Raw genomic sequence first — 21,333 nt, forward strand, 5'->3', positions numbered from 1 at the left:
TGAATCAGCTTTCCCTTCTGAACTACGGAAATTGCATAGCAATTGACGAAGCAATCTCAGAAGTCTGTTATTATTTTATGAGATTGCCACGCAAGTACTACGACTGCTCGCAATGATGGGGTAATATCTACACAACAATATCAAACAGGAATGACATAGGAGCTGTGCAACAAATCCTCAACGCTATTTAAAAGGAGCGTATACTGCTTCTTCCTTTGTTTCTATAATCGCTTCTTTAGGAGCTTTTATGCATTCTTGTAAGGATTGCTTACCTAAATACGGTGCTAGATTATAATTTAATATATAACATTGTAAATTATCTTTCTTACCGCTAAAGTTAAATTCAATTTTATTGCCTTGCTCCAATAGCTTTTTAACTTCTGTTGTTTGCTGGATAAAATTCTTTTGTTCTAAGTTTAAGTGTTTGATTCTTAGTATATTTTTTACTACGGAAAACGTAGAAACAGCAAGAAGCAGAAGGAATATAAATAACTCTTTATTACTTTGCTTGTGTAAGAAAATACTATTTTTAACATATGAAGCTGCAATTATTCCGATAGCTATAACATAACATCCAAGATATCTAAGTAACGATGCTCCTCTAATTGCCTCTTCATAACTAAAGTTAAAGAAATATAAATATAACCGCCACAAAGCAAAAATTATAAAACACGCAAACGTACTTATCAGGAAAAATTTATATTCTTTCAGCAAATCCGGTTTATATTTACGAATGCCGTACCATGCAGCTATACAAATAGTATATACAACTAAACTTCCTTCTTTTAATAAGAATAACAAGAGAAATTTACCGTAATTTAGTAATAATGATCTATGCTGTTCATTAAAATTTTCAGCAATATATACTAAATTGCTAAAACTATGTTCGCATCTGTCAAAAAAATCATGGGTATTTTTAAAATAACTCATCCAAATAAAATTACACAAAATAGGTAAAGTAAGTAAAATCAGATACGTAATATAATCACTTGATTTTTTAGGCTTTTTATAAAAAATTATATAATGAGCTATAAGAATTATCGCAGCAAAACTAGCAAGCCATGTTCCAATTTCTCGGAAAAAGGCAAGTAATATCATAATAGGTAAAATAAGCAATAATGCTTTTTTCTTGTCTTCCGCAAGGATATAAATTGCAAAAATAGCTCCGAACATTAATCCAATAGTACTATCGTTATATATTGAACGAATTCCGGTCGTATATAATACTACGCCGCAAAGTAAAAGTAAAAACAACATTCCGGTTTGCCACAATTTCTTATTTGCAGCTAAAGGAGCTAGAAATGCTAAATGTAATAAGAAATGAGCAAATAATACGTTACCGTCCGAATAACCTGAAAGTAGCAGCATAAAATAATGATAAACGGCAGCTCCTCTTGGATAATGGGCATGAGTAGTAATAATGGAAGTTAACGAAAACTGATTTTCAAAAACACCGAAATATAACAATTCTTTAGTAAATATTCCCCAATGTGAGAAATCATCATAAGCATGCAGCGATGCATCTCTGGTATAAAGAAAAAACAAAAGAATCAATAAAGTAAATACAATGATTTCAATTATATTTTTTCTAGATTCCTGCTTCCACAGAAATGACATGCAGGAGGTATTATTGCGTAGATCAAGAAATGCGTGCGGTGTCATACCGTGGCTTGACCACGGTATCCAAAAATATAACTTAAAAATACTAAACATTTTTAACTGGATCCCGCTACTTAATCGCGGGATGACAGGAGCGGAGCCACCCCCTACAACAACGCCTATGAAATGCAGGAATGATATGAAAGCTAAAAATATACCGATGAAATAACATATATATGTTGCAGCCGGTAATAGCTTTAACATAGCAAAACAATATAAAATCGGTACTAATATGCTGATTGTTACGGGAATAGCGAAAGTCAATTTTGTTTTGAAATATTTGGCAAAAAAAGACGAAAACCCAAAAATGCTTAATATCGGTATTATGATCATATTAATTTGTAAATAATTTTTTGGTCATTGCGTGGACCGGTAAAACCCACTGTGTCATCCCGTGGTCAAGCCACGGGATGACAGAGGTGAAATTGATTCACGCAACAAGGCCACGCGGGAATGACATAGAACGAAAAATGTCCGGTACTATAGGTATCAATACCCGCTCACAACAACGCCTTTATCACCCGTGTTTAATTTTAGCTTGTGCTGCGGCGATTCTTGCTATAGGGATACGGTATGGAGAACAAGAAACATAGTTTAAATTCATTCTATGAAAAAATTCTATAGAGGCAGGGTTCCCTGCATGTTCTCCGCAAGCTCCGAGTTTCAAATTAGCATTACTGCTTTTTCCGCGTTTTATAGCAATTTCAATTAATTCTCCTACTCCTTCTTCATCGAGAGTAGTAAATGGATCGGATTCAAAAATCTTTTCTTCTAAATAATATGGAAGAAAAGAGGCAATATCATCTCTAGAAATTCCATATGTAGTCTGAGTTAAATCATTAGTACCAAAACTAAAATAGTCAACTTCCTTAGCTATTTTCTTACTGCCGAGTGCTGCCCTGGGTAGTTCTATCATAGTACCGAGCGTAAAGGAAAACTTATATCTATAACGTTGCTCTAATTCCTCTATTACCGCATAAATATCCATTTTAAGCTTTTTTATTTCACCTACATTGCTAATTAAAGGAATCATTAATTCTAAGTTACATTCTATATGTTCTTTTTTATGTAGCTCAAAAATAGCTGTAAAAATTGCTTCAATTTGCATTTGGTAAATTTCCGGCGAACATATACCAAGTCTACATCCACGGTAACCGAGCATAGGATTTACTTCATGCATAGCATGAAGACGTTGATTAATCATGGATAAAGGTAGATTTAAGCTATTGGCTAAATTCTTTTTATCTTCTTCGGTGGTAGGTAAAAACTCATGTAATGGCGGATCAAGTAATCTAATATTTACCGGTTTATCTTTCATTACTCTGAATAAAGCTTTAAAATCCTCAGTTTGCAGAGGTAATAATTTCTGCACGGCAAGCTTTCTCCGTTCTATATCAGGAGCAATAATCATTTCTCTTACTAAAGGAATTTTATTTTTATCAAAAAACATATGTTCGCTACGACACAAACCTATACCTTGAGCTCCAAACTTTATAGATACTAAAGCATCGTTAACTGTTTCAGCATTTGCACGAACTTTTAAGCTACTAATCTCGTCTGCCCAATCTAAAATCAATTTTGATTCCTCACTGAAAGTAGGTTGAATTAACGGCATTTCACCTAAGAAGATTTTACCGCTACCTCCGTCAATCGTTATAATATCACCTTGTTTAATAACTATGTCGTCTGCTGTTAATATTCGCTTTTTCTCATCTATAGATAAATTACTTGTACCGCAAACACAAGGCTTCCCCATACCTCTTGCCACAACTGCGGCATGTGAAGTCATTCCCCCTCTAATAGTTAAAATACCTGAAGAAACATGCATTCCGTTAATATCCTCAGGACTAGTATCATGGCGTACTAAAATTACTTTATGATGATGAGATAATTTTTCGGCATCATAAGGTGAGAATACTGCAATACCTGTTGCAGCCCCAGGAGAAGCAGGTAGCCCCTCAGCAATAGAAGTAAGCCCCTTACTATAATCAATTCTTGTATGTAATAATTGATTTAATGATTCCGGATCGATTCGCATTAAGGCTTGTTCTTTAGAAATAAGCTTTTCTTCTACCATTTGTACGGCAATATTAATAGCAGCGATGGCTGTTCTTTTTGCAGTACGTGTTTGCAAAATATATAGCTTATTATTTTCTATAGTGAATTCTATATCCTGCATATCTAAGTAATGTTCTTCAAGCTTTTGCGCAATTTGTGATAACTCCTTAAACACTTCCGGCATCATTGCTTGCATAGAATTTGAATCATTTGCAATAATAGGCATAGGTGTTCTAGTTCCCGATACTATGTCTTCACCTTGGGCATTTATTAAAAACTCTCCAAAGAGCTTTTTTTCTCCTGTAGAAGGTGATCTAGTAAAAGCAACTCCCGTAGCTGAAGTTTTACCTAAATTACCGAAAACCATTGCTTGGATATTAATAGCCGTACCGAAATCCTCCGAAATATTATTGATTTTTCTATATATAACCGCTCTATTACTCATCCAAGAATGTAGCACCGCTTTAATTGCCGATTCTAACTGTTCATAAGGATCATTAATTAGTTGCTTAGCATACTTAATATGCAACCGTTTGAAATCATCAATAATTTTTTCTAATAATTCTACGGTAATATCGCTATCTTTATGAATATCGGCTTGTATCTTGTGCTTTTCGTAAATTTGTGCAAATAGATCACTAGGTATAGATAATACCGTTGAACCGTACATTTCTAAAAATCTTTTGTAACTATCAAGAGCAAATCGTTGATCACCGCAGGAATCCGCAAGAGCATTACACACTTCGTTATTCATTCCAAGATTAAGGATAGTATCCATCATTCCAGGCATTGAAATCATAGAGCCCGAACGCACCGATAATAACAAAGGATTGCTTGTACTGCCGAAAATTTTACCGGTAGTTATTTCAAGTTCGGTGATAGCTTTTTTTAAGTCGCTTTGAAAGTTTTTAGGAAAGTTATTATTGTGGGTATAAAAGTAGTTACATAGCTCTGTAGTTATTGTAAAACCATCAGGAATAGGTAGTTTTAGGTTGGACATTTCGGCAAGACCGGCACCTTTGTTACCAAGTATATTTTTCATGCTAGCGTTTCCATCACTACCATTACTGCCAAAATAATAAATTAATTTTTTCATATCATATATCAAAATTTACTAACAATTTATGTGTTTAGGAGCATTAAATACATATTTATACAGTATGAAAAAAATAGTAGCAACGTTAAATTAAGAATATCTTTAATAAAATAGTTGAAATTTTATAATTGTTATTATACTTACTAATTTAATTATATTCTGTGTACAAAAGTCAAATTTTCAAAAAAAATCTTATTAATTTTCGCTAAAAAATATCTCAAAATAGCAAATCAATTAGAAACCTTCACAGAACTTAATAAGTTAATTGAACTTATTCTAAATGTTATTGACTAATTTAAGAAAATTGACCATAATTCTAAATGGTCGTGCAGTTGCGTGATGATATATAGCAAAGCTATAGATCACGAGGAAAGTCCGGACTCTATAGAGGTATGGTGCCGGTTAACCTCCGGCAGAGTATTATTACTTTAGGGACAGTACCACAGAAAATACACCGCCAAGTATGAATACAAAGATCAACTTCAAAAAGAACTAGGAGTTCACAAGACGAGGAACGGAGCGTATACTTAATACGTGAGTACCGTAGGTACTTGTGGAATGACGCAGCCAATTTTTGAAGTTGATCGAGTATTTTTGGTAAGGGTGAAAAGGTACGGTAAGAGCGTACCGGTAAGTTGGTAACAAATTACGCATGGTAAACCCCACCAAGAGCAAGATCAAATAGGCGTTACAGAACTTATCAAGTTCCCGGGTTATCTCTAGCCGGCTTGTAATGCGGGTAGATCGCTTGAGGTAAACGGTAACGTTTATCCTAGATAAATAACTGCAATGAATTTATATTCATACAGAATCCGGCTTATAGACCTTATTGTCATCCCGCGACTTGATCGCGGGAGCTTAGAAAACAGCTTAATAAATATTAAATATTGATAGATCCTGCGATCAAGTCGCGGAATGACTAGGACTGTAACACAATTTAATGAAAAAGTTATATCATTATCCTATTTGTCCTCTTTCAAGACAAGCCCGTGTCTTCTTAAAAGAATTAGATATAGAATTTACTACGATTAAAGAAGATTATTGGCAATTCAATAAAGATTTCTTAAAAATAAATCCTGCCGGAACTTTACCTATTTTAGCAGAATCATACGGCTTATTTGTGGTAGGTATTTATCCTTTTGTTGAATATCTTAATAGCAAATATCCGAATTTTAATTTTTTAGATGAAGATATTGATATTTGTTGCGAAATTAGACGATTATTCTTTTGGTTTAACGATAAATTTTATCGTGAAGTTACTAAGATTATTATCGATGAAAAAGTTATAAGATCAATTGCTAAAATGAGCAGCCCACGAACCGAGTTTTTACGTGCTGCAAAAAATAATTTAAATTATCACTTAGAATATATAACTTCTTTACTAGAAAAAAGAAGTTATCTTGTATCGGATTCACTAACTATTGCCGATATTGCCGCAAGTTGTCACTTATCGGTACTCGATTATTTCGGTGAGATTTATTGGGATAAATGGGCGCTTATCAAACATTGGTATTCACTAATTAAATCAAGACCGGCTTTTAGGTTATTACTACAAGATAGAATCCCTGGCTTTACCCCTCCAAACTATTATACAGATTTAGATTTTTGAATAGACTTCTTCGGAAACTCTACTTCTAGAGGTAATTTGTGCGTCAATTCGTTGCTCGCATCCTCACATACTTCTATGTACGCTGCGGTGCTGTGCTGCGTGTTTCCTACAAATTCCTCTCTATAAGCGAGTTTCCGAAGAAGTCTAATATAGAATTTAATAATTTGATTCTTTCCGTATCATGAGCTTTTAGTATTTTACGAATATTATTAAGAGATTGATTGTTTATGAGTGCAGGCTCATATTCAAGATGAACTCCACTTAAAATAGCTGTCCCGTCGCCGTAAGTACATTTTATTATTGCAGCCTGAGAATCCTCATAACTTGCTATTATTTCAGTATCTTTGGTATTTTCTGCATCAATAAAATATCCACCGCCATTATAAAAAGCATAACAATCCTTAATATTTAAATTAAGTGTTGGATTTATTTTTAGATAAGCGGCTCTTGCTCCTTTATGTGAATTGTAATAATAAGGAGCAAGCAATGGTCCTCTAACCGTTCCATTGAAAATCTTTAATTCTCTTTTACTTATAACCTCTATATTTGTTCCTTTAGCGAATTCTACATAGTTACCGCTGTAGTAACTACCTGCACATATCCCAAGAAAATTACCACCGTTTTTAATATAATTCTTTATATTAGCATTTCCTGTGCCTTGCAATTTTTGTACATAGTATAAATCTCTTCCACCGAGTAAAATAAGTAATAAGGTGTTTTGAACCCACTTTTCGTCTATAATTTCTTGTGCAGTAATATAATCTACGTTATACTTTGGAGCATAAAGTCTTAAGGTATGCACGCAATGCTTAATACTTTCTTTTGAAACTCCTAGATCATTATAAATTTTTATTTTCATTTTTATATTCTTGACAAGGACATTATATAATTCTATTTAGTGTAATTACTTAAAAATAAATCATGCGGTAATTTTATGCAACTTAATTCAATCGCACTACAGTTAACCACAAGGCAAGCAATAGAAATAGTTTTAGGAGTGGCATTACTTACTATTTGTTCACAAATAGTAATACCTATAAAGCCTATATTTATTTCATTGCAAACCGTTGCAGTGATATTCATCGGACTTACATATAATAAGACTACCGCACCTTTAACAATATTATCTTTCATAACTCTTGGAGCAATGGGAATCCCTGTGTTCGGAGAATTTTCAAGCGGTTTACGAATATTATGCGGTCCTACCGGAGGATATCTAGCAGGTTTTGTAATTGCCGTATATGTTATGGTTAACTTAAAAGATAAAATTTTTACTTCTAATAAATGGTTAAATCAGATATCTTTATGTTTGATCGGTAATATAATTATTATGAGTTTAGGCTGGATGTGGCTCTCTACACTCTTAGGAGCAAGTGGTGCATTTTACGGCGGCGTATTACCTTTTATAATACCGGGAATAATTAAGTCAGTATTATTAATTGGACTTATCAATGTAGTAAAACCAAAAACTCGATGAACTTCAGTATTGCCTAAAAACAGTGGATCTAAAGTTTCGATGTCACATTCCCGCGCAAGCGGGAATCCGCTACTTTTAAGCTTTTTAAAAGCTCGATTGAATGACATCGAGTAGGTTTTTCGAGCCATGCAAAAACACCACCTTTGCAGGAATGGCATCGATCTTTAAGTTGACAACAAATATGGTATAACTCTATCATTCATGAAAAAAATCAATAACAATGCTAATGCCGCATTTTCCGGTGCCGACCTGGAAAAATAACATTAAATATAATCTTGAAAATATAGCAAGACTTTTAAGAGCCTTAGGTAACTCTCATTTAAGGCTTCCTCCCGTCATACATATAGCAGGTACAAACGGCAAAGGTTCAAGCAGTGCTATGCTTAAAAGCATCTTTACGCTTGCCGGTTATAAGGTACATTGCTATACATCTCCTCATTTATTAGAATTTAATGAACGAATCGTAGTAGCAGGTGAGAAAATCTCGGATAAGGAATTATGGCAGGTTTGTGAGCAGGTGAGGGTAGCAAGCGAAAAATTTAATATTGAACCTAGCTTCTTTGAAGGTACTACGGCAGCAGCGTTTCTAGCATTTGAGAAAACAAAAGCCGATATATTAATTTTAGAGACGGGACTAGGTGGTCGGTTAGACGCAACAAATATAGTAGAACGACCGTTAATTACTTTAATTACACCTATTTCACATGATCATATGCATATGCTGGGTAATACATTACCCCTAATAGCAGTTGAGAAAGCTGGTATTATGAAGTCTTGCGTTCCTTGTGTTATAAGTATGCAAGCTTTGGAAGTTTATGAAACATTATTTGCAAAGGCTGACGAGTTAGAAGTACCGAGTTTCTGTTATGAATATGATTTCGGTATTAAAAAGACGGACAACGGATTTATTTATTCATCACGAAATTTTACCTATGAGTTTCCGACTCCTTCGCTACTTGGTGATCATCAATTAATAAATGCTGCAAGCGTTATTGCCTTAATAAGCCTTATTAACAAACAATTTAATATTAATAATGAGGTTATTGCTAAAGGATTACAAAATACTATTTGGCCTGCTAGAATCGAAAAAATAGAACCGAAAAAATATTCTAAATTAATAGGTGATAATGTTCAAATTTGGATAGACGCAGCTCACAATAATAGCGGAGCTCAAGTTTTGGCAAATTGGATGCGTGATAATTTAAAATCATCGATATATTTAATACTCGGTATGACTCAAAATAGGAATATCGAGGAATTTTGCTCTTACTTTAAGGGCTTGACAATTAAAGGTTACGGCGTTAAAGTTTTATCCGAACCGCTAAGCCATAGTGCAGAAACAATAAATTTGGAAGGCAGAAAGAGTGGTATTGATTTTAGCGAAAGCGACTCACTCGAAGAAGCGATTAGTGATATAAAGAAGATAAACGGCGATAATAAAGCAAATATTATAATAACCGGATCGCTTTATTTAGCTTCCGATTTTCATAAGTTACTTTAGATGTCATTCCTGCGTAGATACTAAATCGTCATTGCGAGCAACTGCAAGGAGTGTGACAATCTCATAAAGTAAGACTCCTGAGATTGCTTCGTCAAAATTTTCAATTTTTCCTCGCAATGACGTACTGATTCTCGCTATAAATATATAAAAACCAACATAAGAGAAAATAACATGACCTATTGCAACAAATCTAATCAAACCTCATATCCTTTTATCTTACCTGATTTACCTTATGAGAAAGAAAGTTTTAAACCACATTTTACTCTCGAGACTTTTGATTATCATCATGGTAAGCATCATAATGCTTATGTACAAAATCTAAACAATTTACTCAAAGATAAAGAAGAATTACAAAAAAAAGATTTAGAAGAAATAATCGAATGGTCATCACAAAACTCAAATGCGGTTATTTTTAATAACGCAGCCCAAATATGGAATCATACCTTTTTTTGGCATTCAATAAAGCCGCAGGGCGGAGGTAAGCCAAGCGGTAAAATATTAGAACAAATTAATAAAGATTTTGGTAGTTTTGAAGAGTTTTGCGAACAATTTAAGCAAGAGGCAGTAGGGCAGTTCGGTAGCGGCTGGGCATGGCTTGTATATCACGATAATAGGTTACAAATTATAAAAACCGCTAATGCCGGTACACCTATAGCAAACGGTATGAAGCCGCTTCTTGCATGTGATGTATGGGAACATGCTTATTATATTGATTATCGTAACAAACGACCTGATTATGTTGACATATTTATTAAGCATATGATTAACTGGAAGTTTGTAGAAGATAACTTAATAAAATAAAACTATGGCTGATATAAAGGTAAGAAAACATCCTATTATTAATAATCTGAAGCAAGAGTCAAAAACTCCTGTAGTTAATGAGCAATCTGATATATTAGAGGAGTTAAAAGACCTACAAAAAATTCAACAATCTTCTAGCAATCAAACAAAAACATTGCAGGAGTTAGAGCAAGCACAGAAAGCTCCTATCGAATATATAGCTTTTAGTGGAGGAGGAGCTAAGGGAGCAATATATTCTGGAGCTTATGAAGCAGTAAAAAAAGCTGGTATTTTAGATAATGTCAAGGCGGTAGCAGGTTCTTCCGCTGGTGCTATAACTGCCACAGTGGTAGCTCTTGGGACACCGCCTGAGCGATTTGAAGAAATTTCTAAAAATACAAATCTGCAAACTTTACTTGGAAAAAAAGGGTTTTCTGCGGGTATAGTACAGTTAAATAAAGACGGTAAACCTTTATATGCTCTATTAGAACTTGTTATTAAAGAAAATATAGGAAATTTTTTACAGAGATCAGATATAGTAAATGTTAAAGATGATAAAGCTCTTGATGAATTAAGAGAAAGATACAACCAAAAAGACGGTAAAATATATTTTAAGGATATAGCGTTACTGCGAAAATACGATCCAGTGCAGTATAAGGATTTAGTAATTACGGCAACTCAGCAAGAGACAAGTGAACTAACTATTTTCAATAGCTTTGATACGCCAAATGTTGAAATTGCTTTAGCTTGCCGTGCTTCTGCTTCTATACCGCTTGTTTTTAAGCCGGTAGAAATTGACGATAAAAAATATATCGACGGTGGATATAGAGATAATATACCGACAAAATATTTTAAAGGCAATGAACCGGAATTTGATACAAAAGCAGTAACTGATAATATGGAGGAGATTACCTTAGCTAAAAAGCAAGGTAGAACTCTAGCTATGGCTTTTGGTACGGGTATGGAAGCTGATGCAAATATTGCTATATATAGTGCAAAAAAATTTGAAAGCCCAAGTGATATCGTAAAGTTTTTAGCTGATATATTATTTAAGACGCTTGCAAAAGTAGGAGGAAAATTTAAATATACTGAAACTCTAAGAGCAACTAATGAGCAGTTACGTGAAAATGCTTTAAACACTGTTGTTTTAGATACTGCCGGAATAGATACTTTGGATTTCAAAGATGCACAAAAATATTCTGATTATTTGCATATTAAAGGATATTGTCAAACTAGAGAACATTTGAATAATCATAACCTTGGCAAAGAAGCAGATAAAATATTTGACCATCAAAAATTTCTACTAAATGTTTATGAAATTTATGATAATAAAAATTTACATAAAACATTTGGCACTAAATTGTTAGAAATGTTTATTCCGTCAAAAGAAAATAATACTTCTAAATGGCAAGAAGGAGTTATTGAAAATCATAATGATAAAGCAAAGATGTTATTATCATTTTGTAAAACCGGAGCATTAAACGAAAAAGAATTAAATGAAAAGCTTAAAGAATATGTAATTATTGCTGCAACTAGTCGTAATAATACACTAAAAGCCGATACAAACTCATTGAACGCTTTGTTGTATACCTTAAACGATACTGCTGCTTCAAGTAAAATAAAAGATAGTTTCATTGAGGTACTTGGAATAGATAAAAATCAAAATGTAAGATTTGATAAAACTAAAACCTTTGATGAAAATATTGCTAAGTTTAAATTTACTAAACAAGATTTAGAAAGCTTTATAACTAAGAGTAAAAACGAAGCACCAAAAATTCAAAGCAAACATAGTGTAGCTACAAGTCATGTCAGTAGGGGGTGAGTTAGGTGTTTTTATGTCATTCCCGCGAAAGCAGGAATGACATCGAGCGGGTTTTTCGAGCCATGCAAAAAGCTCGCCTTTCCTCGCAATGACGGCTACTAAAAAAATGAATATCGGTAAATTTAAACTAATTGTTTTTGACAAGCTAGACAGTACACACTCTGAGGCTATGAGAATGGCTCAGAATACTAAAGTTGATTCAAACTATGCAGTACTTGCCAAATCTCAAACTAACGGACGTGGTAGAAGCGGCAAAAACTGGCAGTCTAGGTCAGGTAACTTACATGTAAGTTTACTAATAAAACCTGATAAAGAGCTAGAATTATTGCCGCAATTATCTTTTGTTACGGCACTTAGCGTTTATGATAGTATAACCTCTTTATGTCACTCCCATAGTGCTCTATGTCATTCCCGCGAAAGCAGGAATGACATAAGGAACGAAAATAACATTATACAACTAAAATGGCCCAATGATGTATTAATTAACGGTCGGAAAATTGCCGGTATACTTCTTGAATCTGTTAAAGTAAAAAATAATTATTACCTTATTATCGGTATCGGCATTAATATTACCTATCACCCTGATAATATTGACCAGCCTACTACTAGCTTAATAAGCGAAAATCTACCACCTATAGAACCGCAAGCTTTACTTGAGATATTAATAGAAAATTTTGAAGAATATTATCAAATTTGGCATAATAACGGTTTTCCTTTTATTAGAAAAAAATGGTTAGAACATGCTTATAAGTTATATGAAAATATTAGCGTTAAATATCAAAACGATATAGTAACCGGTCTTTTTAAAGATATCGATAATACCGGCAGAATAATATTGCAACTACCTTCCAAAAAAATAATCTCTTTTTCCACTGCCGAACTTTTTTTTAGCAAAAATATTACTAAATTTAAATTGTAGACTTAATTTTTGTTAACTTCTACTTAAGCTCCCATTTAACAAGGTAATAAATATATGCCCCAAGAGAATAACAACTCAAGTTATCTGTCTCAAGTGTTTTTAACAAATGCATATGAGCAATTAAACGAATTTAAAAAACTTTCTTCTAATAACATTCGTACATTAATGCAAGATTTTTATAAAATTGAAAAAGCTTTTAAATGTACATTATTTACGGGTAATAATAACGCATGTGAAGGTTTAGTAGAATTATATGACGAAGTAATAAAAAAAATGCCTAATTATGAACTTCAAAATATAAATATAACACAATTTAGAGATATTATGGTCTTAGTCGGAAGAGAACTTAAGCATGAAAAATGTATAAAATACCTCCTTATTGTCAGTAAATATTAATGAAAAATTTCTCAAACCAAGTGTTGTTACTCACGTAAAAACTATTGAAATATGTCAACAGCAAAATAGTGAAGATCCTTTCGCAATTAACGAGGATGAAATTATTGAAAATTTTAATCTCACTCTTGATAGCCTCCGTATATTTGTAACAATAGACTATTCAGGGCTTGTATCCTCAATAACTATAGACGAAGATGAGATAAAATAATAACCTCAGAATATAATTTATGTAATATATTATAGGGATATGGATTATGCAAGCAACTCCTATTTCAGCTCAAAAATTTATACAACTAACTCTTGAATATTTATATGAAAAAGGTAAAAAATCTTATCAAGATGCTTTACTGGAAGAAGAGATTTCTAAGCAATAAGAAAAATTTGTAGATACCATGTTATATTTTCAAGGTGCTATGTTTTTAGGAAGTAATGATGCTTGTACATATTTATCAGAATTTTATAAAAATGGAAATCACCTTGGAATTAATAAGGAACAACTAAGTAATTTAATAAAAATTGTAATTAATATAGGAAAATTTTTACATCATAGCAAGTTAACAAATTCTGTATGTTTAAAAGATTTTGGGATATCTGATTACTCTGAACTTAAAGAGCTAGCTATAATAGAAAATGGACATATGAATGCAGTACAGGGAGAATGGCGTAAAATTCCCGTTCCTGAATACTTAATTCTTTCTAATTTAAAATCAATTATAACAGATTTTAATAGCACTTTACCCACTGAGTACCATTTTTAATTACCAATGAAAGTGTTTTTGAATGTAAAGAAGCAATAAACGAATTTACCGTATTAGGTAACAATAAAGATAAGCATAAATCTATAATTCAAAAACCTCAAGAAACAGAAGCAATAATAAAGCCTACTAACGCCCAATCTCAATCTATAACTTCAAAACCAATAGAAGAATATAGAGAGTATGTTAAGCATGATGATTACGGGCTAACAGGCGCAACACACTGCACCATATCTTAAAAAAATAAAGGGATAAAAATAATGATCAATAACCAAGATAAAAAATTAACTTCTGATGCAATGTTTACAGCAGCACGAGATCAATATATAACAGACATCAACCGGCTACTTATTAGATCAGAAACTAATACATTAGAAATGACACCTAAGAACGAAAACATTATATGTGATTTACATCAAAAAATTAAAAGAAACATTCTTTTGCGGGCAAGGGGAGGCAGCTTACTATTTATCTCAATTTTACTATAACGGCTGGTCAGTTAAAAAAGATATTATTAAGGGAGATTTTATTCTTTCAATAGGGAAAAAATGCGGTGATCAAAATTGTATGGTTTTGGATTATAAAAATGATAGTTTAAGCATGTTAATGCTGCTTTCTAAAGTAAATGAACCGACAAAATATAATAATGCTGATAGAACCTCCACCACCTGTTCCCTTACAGCAGACAGAATTAAATACCGCACAACAAATAGAGATTCTTGGGTTAGGCGAAGATACAGAAACAAATAATAATTGCTTCGTTAAAAAATGTTTAATTCTATAAAAAACAATAAAATCTTTTATCTAGCACCGGTAAATCAGTTGCTTAAGGCAGGTTTAAGACAACAAGAAATGTTTTTTGTTTTTCACTATAAAATGGCCTTCTTATACTAAAAAAGCAGTTAATCTATTGTTTGAGTAGGCAGTAGAAAATTTGACCTGTGGCTACTTGGTGAAGAAGAGGCAATATTGCCTATATCGCAGCTTTATTGTAGCGGTACTATTTACGATATTTTACCGGATTTAGTTTTTAGTGATTATATTATTTTAATAGGTCAAAAACTTGGATATAAATCATGCCAAAATATTCCTTTAAGAATGATTACTAATACTAAGTGTTTAGAAAAGCAGCTAGATAGTCTCGCTATTACTTCTAATATGTTATTTTATTATCGTAATTTTAAATGCATAAGTAATGATGTTAAAAAAATTATTAGAGATTGCAATGAGCAATTTGATAAAGCATGGCATTTTTGTAAATTTGAATATTCCTCTCTTCAACATTATTATCTTTTGAAATGCCGGAAGAAGAAGCCGCAAAACTGAAGAAGTACCTTTGATGGGTACAAAATCTACTGATGATAGTAAATATTTGATATCTTAAATGTTACTCCTGTCATCCCGCGACTTGTGAGCTAGATCCAGTATTTTTAAATTTTTTTATGGATCCCGTGGTCAAGCTAGCCTTGTTGCGTGGATAGGTTTATGTCATTCCCGCCTACGCGGGAATGACATTGAGTAGGTTTTTCGAGCCATGCAACAAAGCCGGTCAAGCCACGGGATGACACCGTATTTTTCGATCCATACAACACCCACCTCTTAGTGCTAGCATTTTTTCAGTTATATTATCTTAATGGATCCTGTGATCAAGTCACGGGGTGACAACAGAAAATAGGTAATAAATATATGAAAAAATAATCTACAGCAATCAAACTTTCGACAATATGGAAATAAAATCCATAACCGATAAAAAGGTAGTAATTATCGGCTATGCGAGTGTTTATAATCTTATCGATCATCATAATGATACACTGGTGAAGGGGGCTTTTGCAAATGCTTCTCATCATAACGTAAAATTTCTTTGGCAACACGACAGTAAAAAGTCTATCGGGATTATTACTCATTTGGCTGCAAATGATCACGGTTTAAAAATGGAAGCAGTGATAAATAATAAGTTCAAGGCAGGCATGGTGGCGATAAAGCTAATAAAGCAAGGAGCAATAGACGGATTATCTATAGGTTTTTATATAAAAAACTCGGTTTATAATGATGCAAGGCAAAGAGTAATTACTGAAGCAGAGCTTTTAGAGATAAGTATTGTTACTTCTTTTCCAGCTAATCAAAGTGCTAAAATTTTATATATTACTAAAAGTCAAGATGTAGAATATCAAGATAAAATCAATGAGTTAGAGGAAAAGCTATATAATATGCAAAATATTTTAGAAATACCAAATAGTATTAATATAGAAAATCAGGAACAAAAAAACTCGTTTATTAATTACGTACGTAAAGGCGAAGATAATGGGCTTATGCAAAAGTCATCTCTAAATAGTAGTACGGAAGCAGGGGGCGTTTTAATATTACAGACTTTATATAACAGTATCATCACCGAAATAAATGCTAGATCACCAATGAGGCAGTTAGCTTCGATTGAAACAATTTCTACGAATGCACTTGATATAATAAGCGAGGACGGCAAATTTAGCAGTGGCTGGATTGGGGAAGTAGAAGCTCGAGAAGAGACTCCGGCAGCGAAGTTAAAGCAGCAGCGTATTTTTGTTCATGAACTATATGCACAGTCTAAAGCTAGCCAGGCATTACTTAAGGATACGACTTAGGGCTGAAATTGGTTCGGTGAAAGATTGCGTGATAGTTTCGTTAAAATGGAAAATAATGCGTTTATCAATGGTAACGGTATAAAAAAACCTAGAGATATTTTATCACCTGACCATGATACAATCGAGAAGATTTAAAATTACCGCCGATGGGCTGCTTGATTTTATAAACTCCCTTAAAGCAGAATATTTAGTGAATGCAACTTTGCTCATGAATCGTATTACTTTATCCGAAGTTCAGAAGCTTAAAGATCACCAAGGACGTTTTATTGGGTAGTCTTCAATATCCGATTCCCTTAAGCAAACTATATTTGGAATACTGGTAGTTTGTAGCTCCGCTATGCCTCCTATAGATAAAAAGGGAAATGCTATAGCGATAGGTGACTTTAAAGCAGGTTATAAAATAGTAGATAGAAGCGGTATTAATTATTATACGTGATCCTTACACTGAAAAGCCTTTTGTAAAGTTTTATGCCGTAAAGAGAGAGTAGGGGGTAATGTGGGTGGGGTATTTAATTAGATATACTTGTATGTCAGGCCCGCGAAGGCGGGCATTCAGTAATAAAAAGGTACAAATATATTGAATTTTTAATATTAAAAACTCGATTTATCTCGCTTTACCATGGATTTCCGCCTTTGCGGGAATGACATAAACGATCCATGCAGGCAACGCCTACAAGTGAGCTAGGATGACATCTTACTTAATTTTAAAGGTAATAAAATGACAAAAACAGTCGTGAAAAATTTTCAGCATTAAATTAAATTTTAAAAAAATATCGCAGGAGAAGAAATGGAAGAGGATAGATGGATAGAGAAATTAACAAGCTATGCTGAAATTAAATCACTATGCGATAGTAAATTCCTTGCTCTAGAAAAATATAAGCTTCGGACATATAATAACAGAAGGATATTTTTTATTTAAAATAAGATTTATTAAAAATATCACTACTAAAATGCGTATTTTATTTAAAGAACGGGAATTTGAAATTAAACGAATTATTAACGTTGAAGAAAAGAGTAAATTTTTAAATATAATAGCGTTGGAAATATATGTATCATGATTTTATCTATAATTTGCAGCTAAGTTTGTATAAATTACTTATAAACGATAATGAAATCAAAACTAAAATTAATAAAATATATTTTCCTGTTGTTCAGGATACAAAATGTCCGTTCTTACTTGTTAATATATTGAATGTTAATAATATATCTACTAATGTACAAAATATAATGCAGCTGGAATTTGCAATATGTATTTTTACTAATGATAAAAACCGTAATATTGCTCTAAGCCTTGTTAGTAAAATAAGCGATAAAATAGAGCATCACTCATTTGAAAATGTTGCTGGTATAAAAACAAATAAAATAGAGTTTCACACTAGCAAAGACTTAGTCAGTACAAAACTGGTAATGAATTATCAGGCATTATTAAAGCAAAAAATAGGAGTATAAAATGCATTTAATCGCAGGGCTAGATATAAGTATCAAGGCAGAAATTCGAAGAGTTGCGTAAACATTTAGATACTGAGCAGAATAAAGCCGGCAGTATCCAATCTTTTGAATTTTGTTATGAACTAGCTTGGAAAACAATGAAATGCTTTTGTGAAAAATCCGGCAAAACACCTTATATTTTAAAGGATGTATTTCGGGAAGCAGCGGTTAGCGGGTTGATTTCTAACCCTAGAATATGGTTTAAATTTATAGAGATTCGTAACATTACGGTTCATACTTATAATGAAAAAAATTTAGAACTAGTAATTAGTATTTTTGATGATTTTTCTGATGCTTTAAATGAGCTTATAAATAATTTGGAGAAATATAGTGGTTCAGATTGAAAAGCAAGATTTGTTAATATTACGTTCTATACTTGGGAAATATCCTTATAAATTTTATGCCTACGGTTCAAGGATTAAAGGTAATGCAAAAAAATTCTCCGATCTTGATCTTTGTATTATGGATGATATTAATTATGAAGTTTTGCTTGAAATTAGGGAAGCACTAGACGAATCTGATATATCAATACATATAGATATGAATGAAGATTTTCGCTCTTTAATTAAAAATGATCTTATGCTTTTTAATTAACAGCTCAGATATCTTATAAATTTTCACGATATACGCATGCCGGAATTTATTGAAAGTTTTGCGGTTAGGAAGCCGGAATTTTCTACTTCTCACGCTATAACTAAATTCGGTAGAGAAGCAAGACATTTAGATCGCAACTATGGCTGTCAGAAATATTTAATCAAAAATGCAAGGTTAAGCAGTACGGAATTTGAGCAATTTAATAACTTTTTTAAAGCAATACGTGGCAGTAATTTTGCTTTGAGATTTAGGAATTATGCAGATTATAGAGAAATTAACGAAGTTATTGCTAAAGGGGACAGTAATTTAAATAAACTTCAGCTAAGGAAGATATATAGCGATCCTATTGCTCCTTACGAACGAGTTATCACTAAACCGGTTAATAATAGTGTAATTCTATATATTAATAATGTAAGAACTATGGGCATTGTAGATTACAACGATGGTATAGTGACTTTACCAAGTCCCTTAGGTCAAGATGTAATTTTAACTGCTGATTTTACTTTTGACGTAGCAGTTAGATTTAGTATAGATAGTTTTGAATATTCTTATTGTAATGACGGTTCTATAGCGTTATCCAACATAGAGTTAGTGGAGGTGATTATATGAGTATTGCGATTGAAGAGGAAAGCTTACGAATTTTGTTTATTGTTTTCAAATTAAGCGAGCTAGCGGTGAGGAATTAAACTTAACAAATAGCGATCATGCTATAAAAAGTGAAGAGAGAGTTTTTTTACCGAATGCCGGTTTAGATTTAAAAGCAGCGGAATTTAACGATTCCGCACAAAACCATATAATCATTGAAGGTATTTTTGGGGAAAACGGCATTACGACGACAATGGATTTAAATAATGCTATTGTTAAAATAATAATATATACTGACAAGGTTTTTGAGCATTTCGTTACATATTATTGCACTTTAATATACAAAATACGATTTAAACTTTTAAATACATTTAAAACCCGAAACGGTAAAATATAATCAGACTATAATTAATCGATATAGCAAAACATGTAGAGCAGTTTTCGGAGATAGTCAATGTAAAATAGATAAAGCTTGATATAGTGGCATATATAAGGTTAAAGAAATGCTCAAGGAAAGTTTAAGAATACTAGATTTAGATAAAGAAAACGGCTATTATAACGGCGGTCAAATTATATTCAGCGAAAATCGTTTTAACAGTAAAGTTCTAAGCAATTTCGGTGATTTGATTATATTAGAGGATATTATACCGGATTATGTTAAAGATGCCGAGGAAGTAAAAATTACTGCCGGATGTGATAAAAATTTTATAACCTGTTGCAATAAATTTAATAATGCTATAAATTTTAGGGGCGGACCGCTAATACCAAAAACAGATTTTATAAATTTAGTATAATCAATGAAACAAAGTTTTATAAAACTAATATATGCAGAGCTAAAGAATATAATAAATATGAAAAGCTCCAAACAACAGCAAAAAAAAGAAACGCAATTAATTGATTATTTTAAAATAGTTGAAAGTAATATATTATATACATTTCAAAAAATAAAAAAGGAATATGAAAGAGACTAAACGTTTTTTTAACAAAAATAATAGATTAAATAAAGGTTATGCTAAGACTTTTAGTGTAAACGAACCTGATGATAATTTTTACCGTAAAAAATTTGAACATATATTACCGCCAATTGATTTAATCAGTGAGTATGAGAGTATTTATCCCGGTACTTTACAGGAATTAATGCATATGGCACAAAAAGAACAAGCTCATAAGCATGCTATAGACCTAAAAAACTTGAAAATACAGGCAAGAGTCACTAAATTAACACGAATCTGTTTATTAATATTTGGAATGTGCCTTGTCGTTTCAATTTTTTTTAAAACTTTCTAAATAAAATTAAAGATGAAATATTTTATTTACTTGTAATTTTAAATAAAATAAGTTAAATGCAATATATATTTATTTATAAACATAATACGGAGAAATTTTATTTCTAAAAATAATTTTCCTAAGGCTAATAGAGAAATCAGAGCTAAAGAAGTTCGTTTAGTAGGCGAAAACGGCGAAATGCACGGCGTCGTAAATATTAGAGAAGCATTAGATATGGCGGAAAGAGCTGGTCTTGACTTAGTCGAGATATCACCAAATGCTGTACCCCCTGTCTGTAAAATTCTAGATTTTGGTAAGTTTAAGTACGAAAGCAAAAAACGTTTGCATGAAGCACGCAAAAAGCAAAAAATTGTCGTACTTAAAGAAATGAAATTTAAACCTAATATTAGTATAGGTGATTTTGAAACTAAGCTAAAAAAAATAAAAGAATTTTTAAAAGACGGAGATAAAGTAAAAATTTCTTTATGGTTTAAGGGACGAGAGATTCTTCATAAAGAGGTCGGTCAAGCACTATTTAAACGTATAGAAATAGGGCTCGCAGGACTCATTAAAATCGATCAGCATGCTAAAATGGAAGGTAAGCAGATGATAATGATCGTTAGCCCTGATATTAAGGTGCAATAGCTACTCAAATCGTCATTGCACGCGAACGTAGAGAGTGTGGCAATCTCAGGAATTTTATTGTTTCA

Annotated in this window: 25 protein-coding genes, 1 other RNA gene and 3 pseudogenes; 25 read left to right on the forward strand and 4 right to left on the reverse strand. The window is 32.4% G+C overall.

What is annotated here, in order from left to right; genetic code table 11:
* Positions 1-183 precede the first annotated feature (183 nt).
* Positions 184-1,863, reverse strand: a complete 1,680-nt coding sequence (locus tag MCC_RS04055; RefSeq protein ID WP_331270627.1) for a hypothetical protein — start codon at positions 1,861-1,863, stop codon at positions 184-186.
* Between the two features lie 28 nt (positions 1,864-1,891).
* Between MCC_RS04055 and MCC_RS11170 the strand changes: the two genes are divergently transcribed.
* Entirely contained in the window at positions 1,892-2,008 is a 117-nt protein-coding gene (locus MCC_RS11170; protein ID WP_014408648.1) for a hypothetical protein, read from the forward strand.
* A 168-nt stretch (positions 2,009-2,176) separates the two neighbouring features.
* Here MCC_RS11170 and ppdK read toward each other — a convergent pair whose 3' ends face one another.
* On the reverse strand, positions 2,177-4,813 hold the full coding sequence (gene ppdK, locus MCC_RS04060; RefSeq protein ID WP_014408649.1) for a pyruvate, phosphate dikinase: 2,637 nt from the start codon (positions 4,811-4,813) through the stop codon (positions 2,177-2,179).
* 316 nt (positions 4,814-5,129) lie between these two features.
* On the opposite strand from ppdK, the gene rnpB reads away from it, so the two are divergent.
* Both rnpB and MCC_RS04065 read left to right on the forward strand, forming a co-directional pair.
* Positions 5,130-5,649: RNase P RNA component class A (rnpB, locus tag MCC_RS07300), an RNA gene on the forward strand.
* 104 nt (positions 5,650-5,753) lie between these two features.
* Complete coding sequence (locus MCC_RS04065) at positions 5,754-6,422, forward strand: glutathione S-transferase family protein (RefSeq protein ID WP_014408650.1); 669 nt, start codon at positions 5,754-5,756, stop codon at positions 6,420-6,422.
* Here MCC_RS04065 and MCC_RS11175 read toward each other — a convergent pair.
* Together MCC_RS11175 and MCC_RS04070 are read right to left on the reverse strand one after the other, a co-directional pair.
* Positions 6,410-6,586: pseudogene (locus tag MCC_RS11175) on the reverse strand (palindromic element RPE1 domain-containing protein); the annotation flags it as partial. The gene MCC_RS04065 and the pseudogene MCC_RS11175 overlap by 13 nt on opposite strands.
* On the reverse strand, positions 6,529-7,281 hold the full coding sequence (locus MCC_RS04070; protein ID WP_014408651.1) for a BPL-N domain-containing protein: 753 nt from the start codon (positions 7,279-7,281) through the stop codon (positions 6,529-6,531). The gene MCC_RS04070 and the pseudogene MCC_RS11175, both read right to left, overlap by 58 nt.
* Positions 7,282-7,356: 75 nt before the next feature.
* Here MCC_RS04070 and MCC_RS04075 point away from each other — a divergent pair, with 75 nt between their 5' ends.
* From MCC_RS04075 to infC, 22 genes and pseudogenes are all read left to right on the forward strand, one after another.
* Positions 7,357-7,899, forward strand: coding sequence for a biotin transporter BioY (locus tag MCC_RS04075; RefSeq protein ID WP_014408652.1), 543 nt, complete (start codon positions 7,357-7,359; stop codon positions 7,897-7,899).
* A 220-nt stretch (positions 7,900-8,119) separates the two neighbouring features.
* Complete coding sequence (locus MCC_RS04080; protein WP_014408653.1) at positions 8,120-9,400, forward strand: folylpolyglutamate synthase/dihydrofolate synthase family protein; 1,281 nt, start codon at positions 8,120-8,122, stop codon at positions 9,398-9,400.
* A 171-nt stretch (positions 9,401-9,571) separates the two neighbouring features.
* Entirely contained in the window at positions 9,572-10,201 is a 630-nt protein-coding gene (locus MCC_RS04085) for a superoxide dismutase (protein WP_014408655.1), read from the forward strand.
* A 4-nt stretch (positions 10,202-10,205) separates the two neighbouring features.
* Positions 10,206-12,002, forward strand: a complete 1,797-nt coding sequence (locus tag MCC_RS04090) for a patatin-like phospholipase family protein (RefSeq protein ID WP_014408656.1) — start codon at positions 10,206-10,208, stop codon at positions 12,000-12,002.
* Between the two features lie 106 nt (positions 12,003-12,108).
* The gene (locus MCC_RS04095) at positions 12,109-12,921 is read left to right on the forward strand and encodes a biotin--[acetyl-CoA-carboxylase] ligase (RefSeq protein ID WP_041405511.1); all 813 of its coding nucleotides are present in this window, start codon (positions 12,109-12,111) and stop codon (positions 12,919-12,921) included.
* Positions 12,922-12,975: 54 nt separating this feature from the next.
* Positions 12,976-13,317, forward strand: a complete 342-nt coding sequence (locus MCC_RS10320; protein WP_231288649.1) for a hypothetical protein — start codon at positions 12,976-12,978, stop codon at positions 13,315-13,317.
* Positions 13,301-13,525, forward strand: coding sequence for a hypothetical protein (locus tag MCC_RS04105; protein ID WP_231288650.1), 225 nt, complete (start codon positions 13,301-13,303; stop codon positions 13,523-13,525). Before MCC_RS10320 ends, MCC_RS04105 begins: the two co-directional genes overlap by 17 nt.
* 184 nt (positions 13,526-13,709) lie before the next feature.
* Positions 13,710-14,075, forward strand: a complete 366-nt coding sequence (locus tag MCC_RS10325; protein WP_014408658.1) for a hypothetical protein — start codon at positions 13,710-13,712, stop codon at positions 14,073-14,075.
* Between the two features lie 402 nt (positions 14,076-14,477).
* The gene (locus MCC_RS10330) at positions 14,478-14,822 is read left to right on the forward strand and encodes a hypothetical protein (protein ID WP_014408660.1); all 345 of its coding nucleotides are present in this window, start codon (positions 14,478-14,480) and stop codon (positions 14,820-14,822) included.
* A 219-nt stretch (positions 14,823-15,041) separates the two neighbouring features.
* A complete protein-coding gene (locus tag MCC_RS10335) occupies positions 15,042-15,398 on the forward strand; it encodes a hypothetical protein (RefSeq protein WP_014408661.1) in 357 nt (118 codons plus the stop codon).
* 398 nt (positions 15,399-15,796) lie between these two features.
* Entirely contained in the window at positions 15,797-16,690 is an 894-nt protein-coding gene (locus MCC_RS08035; RefSeq protein WP_081498423.1) for a phage major capsid protein, read from the forward strand.
* 112 nt (positions 16,691-16,802) lie between these two features.
* A pseudogene (locus MCC_RS08040) lies at positions 16,803-17,126 on the forward strand (phage major capsid protein).
* A gap of 514 nt (positions 17,127-17,640) precedes the next feature.
* Positions 17,641-17,748 carry a head-tail adaptor protein gene (locus MCC_RS10340; protein WP_014408662.1) on the forward strand — a complete coding sequence of 36 codons (108 nt, stop codon included), beginning with the start codon at positions 17,641-17,643 and terminating at the stop codon, positions 17,746-17,748.
* 25 nt (positions 17,749-17,773) lie between these two features.
* Positions 17,774-18,139, forward strand: a complete 366-nt coding sequence (locus tag MCC_RS04135) for a hypothetical protein (RefSeq protein ID WP_231288651.1) — start codon at positions 17,774-17,776, stop codon at positions 18,137-18,139.
* A gap of 53 nt (positions 18,140-18,192) precedes the next feature.
* Positions 18,193-18,522 (forward strand): HI0074 family nucleotidyltransferase substrate-binding subunit, encoded by a 330-nt coding sequence (locus MCC_RS04140; RefSeq protein ID WP_014408664.1) that lies wholly within the window; start codon positions 18,193-18,195, stop codon positions 18,520-18,522.
* Entirely contained in the window at positions 18,509-18,772 is a 264-nt protein-coding gene (locus MCC_RS04145) for a nucleotidyltransferase domain-containing protein (RefSeq protein ID WP_014408665.1), read from the forward strand. The genes MCC_RS04140 and MCC_RS04145 overlap by 14 nt, the downstream gene beginning before the upstream one ends.
* A gap of 36 nt (positions 18,773-18,808) precedes the next feature.
* Positions 18,809-19,381, forward strand: a complete 573-nt coding sequence (locus MCC_RS04150) for a phage distal tail protein, Rcc01695 family (RefSeq protein ID WP_014408666.1) — start codon at positions 18,809-18,811, stop codon at positions 19,379-19,381.
* A 49-nt stretch (positions 19,382-19,430) separates the two neighbouring features.
* A pseudogene (locus tag MCC_RS11665) lies at positions 19,431-19,598 on the forward strand (hypothetical protein); the annotation flags it as partial.
* 166 nt (positions 19,599-19,764) lie between these two features.
* The gene (locus tag MCC_RS11670; protein WP_458693781.1) at positions 19,765-19,833 is read left to right on the forward strand and encodes a hypothetical protein; all 69 of its coding nucleotides are present in this window, start codon (positions 19,765-19,767) and stop codon (positions 19,831-19,833) included.
* Positions 19,834-19,860: 27 nt separating this feature from the next.
* Positions 19,861-20,151: a phage BR0599 family protein gene (locus MCC_RS08055; protein ID WP_081498424.1), complete on the forward strand. Its 291-nt coding sequence runs from the start codon at positions 19,861-19,863 to the stop codon at positions 20,149-20,151.
* Positions 20,152-20,314: 163 nt separating this feature from the next.
* On the forward strand, positions 20,315-20,644 hold the full coding sequence (locus MCC_RS04160) for a DUF2335 domain-containing protein (RefSeq protein WP_014408668.1): 330 nt from the start codon (positions 20,315-20,317) through the stop codon (positions 20,642-20,644).
* Positions 20,645-20,779: 135 nt separating this feature from the next.
* Positions 20,780-21,268: a translation initiation factor IF-3 gene (infC, locus tag MCC_RS04165; protein ID WP_231288771.1), complete on the forward strand. Its 489-nt coding sequence runs from the start codon at positions 20,780-20,782 to the stop codon at positions 21,266-21,268.
* The last annotated feature ends 65 nt before the right edge of the window (positions 21,269-21,333 follow it).

The sequence above is a fragment of the Rickettsia rhipicephali str. 3-7-female6-CWPP genome, from assembly GCF_000284075.1.
GTDB lineage: Bacteria > Pseudomonadota > Alphaproteobacteria > Rickettsiales > Rickettsiaceae > Rickettsia > Rickettsia rickettsii.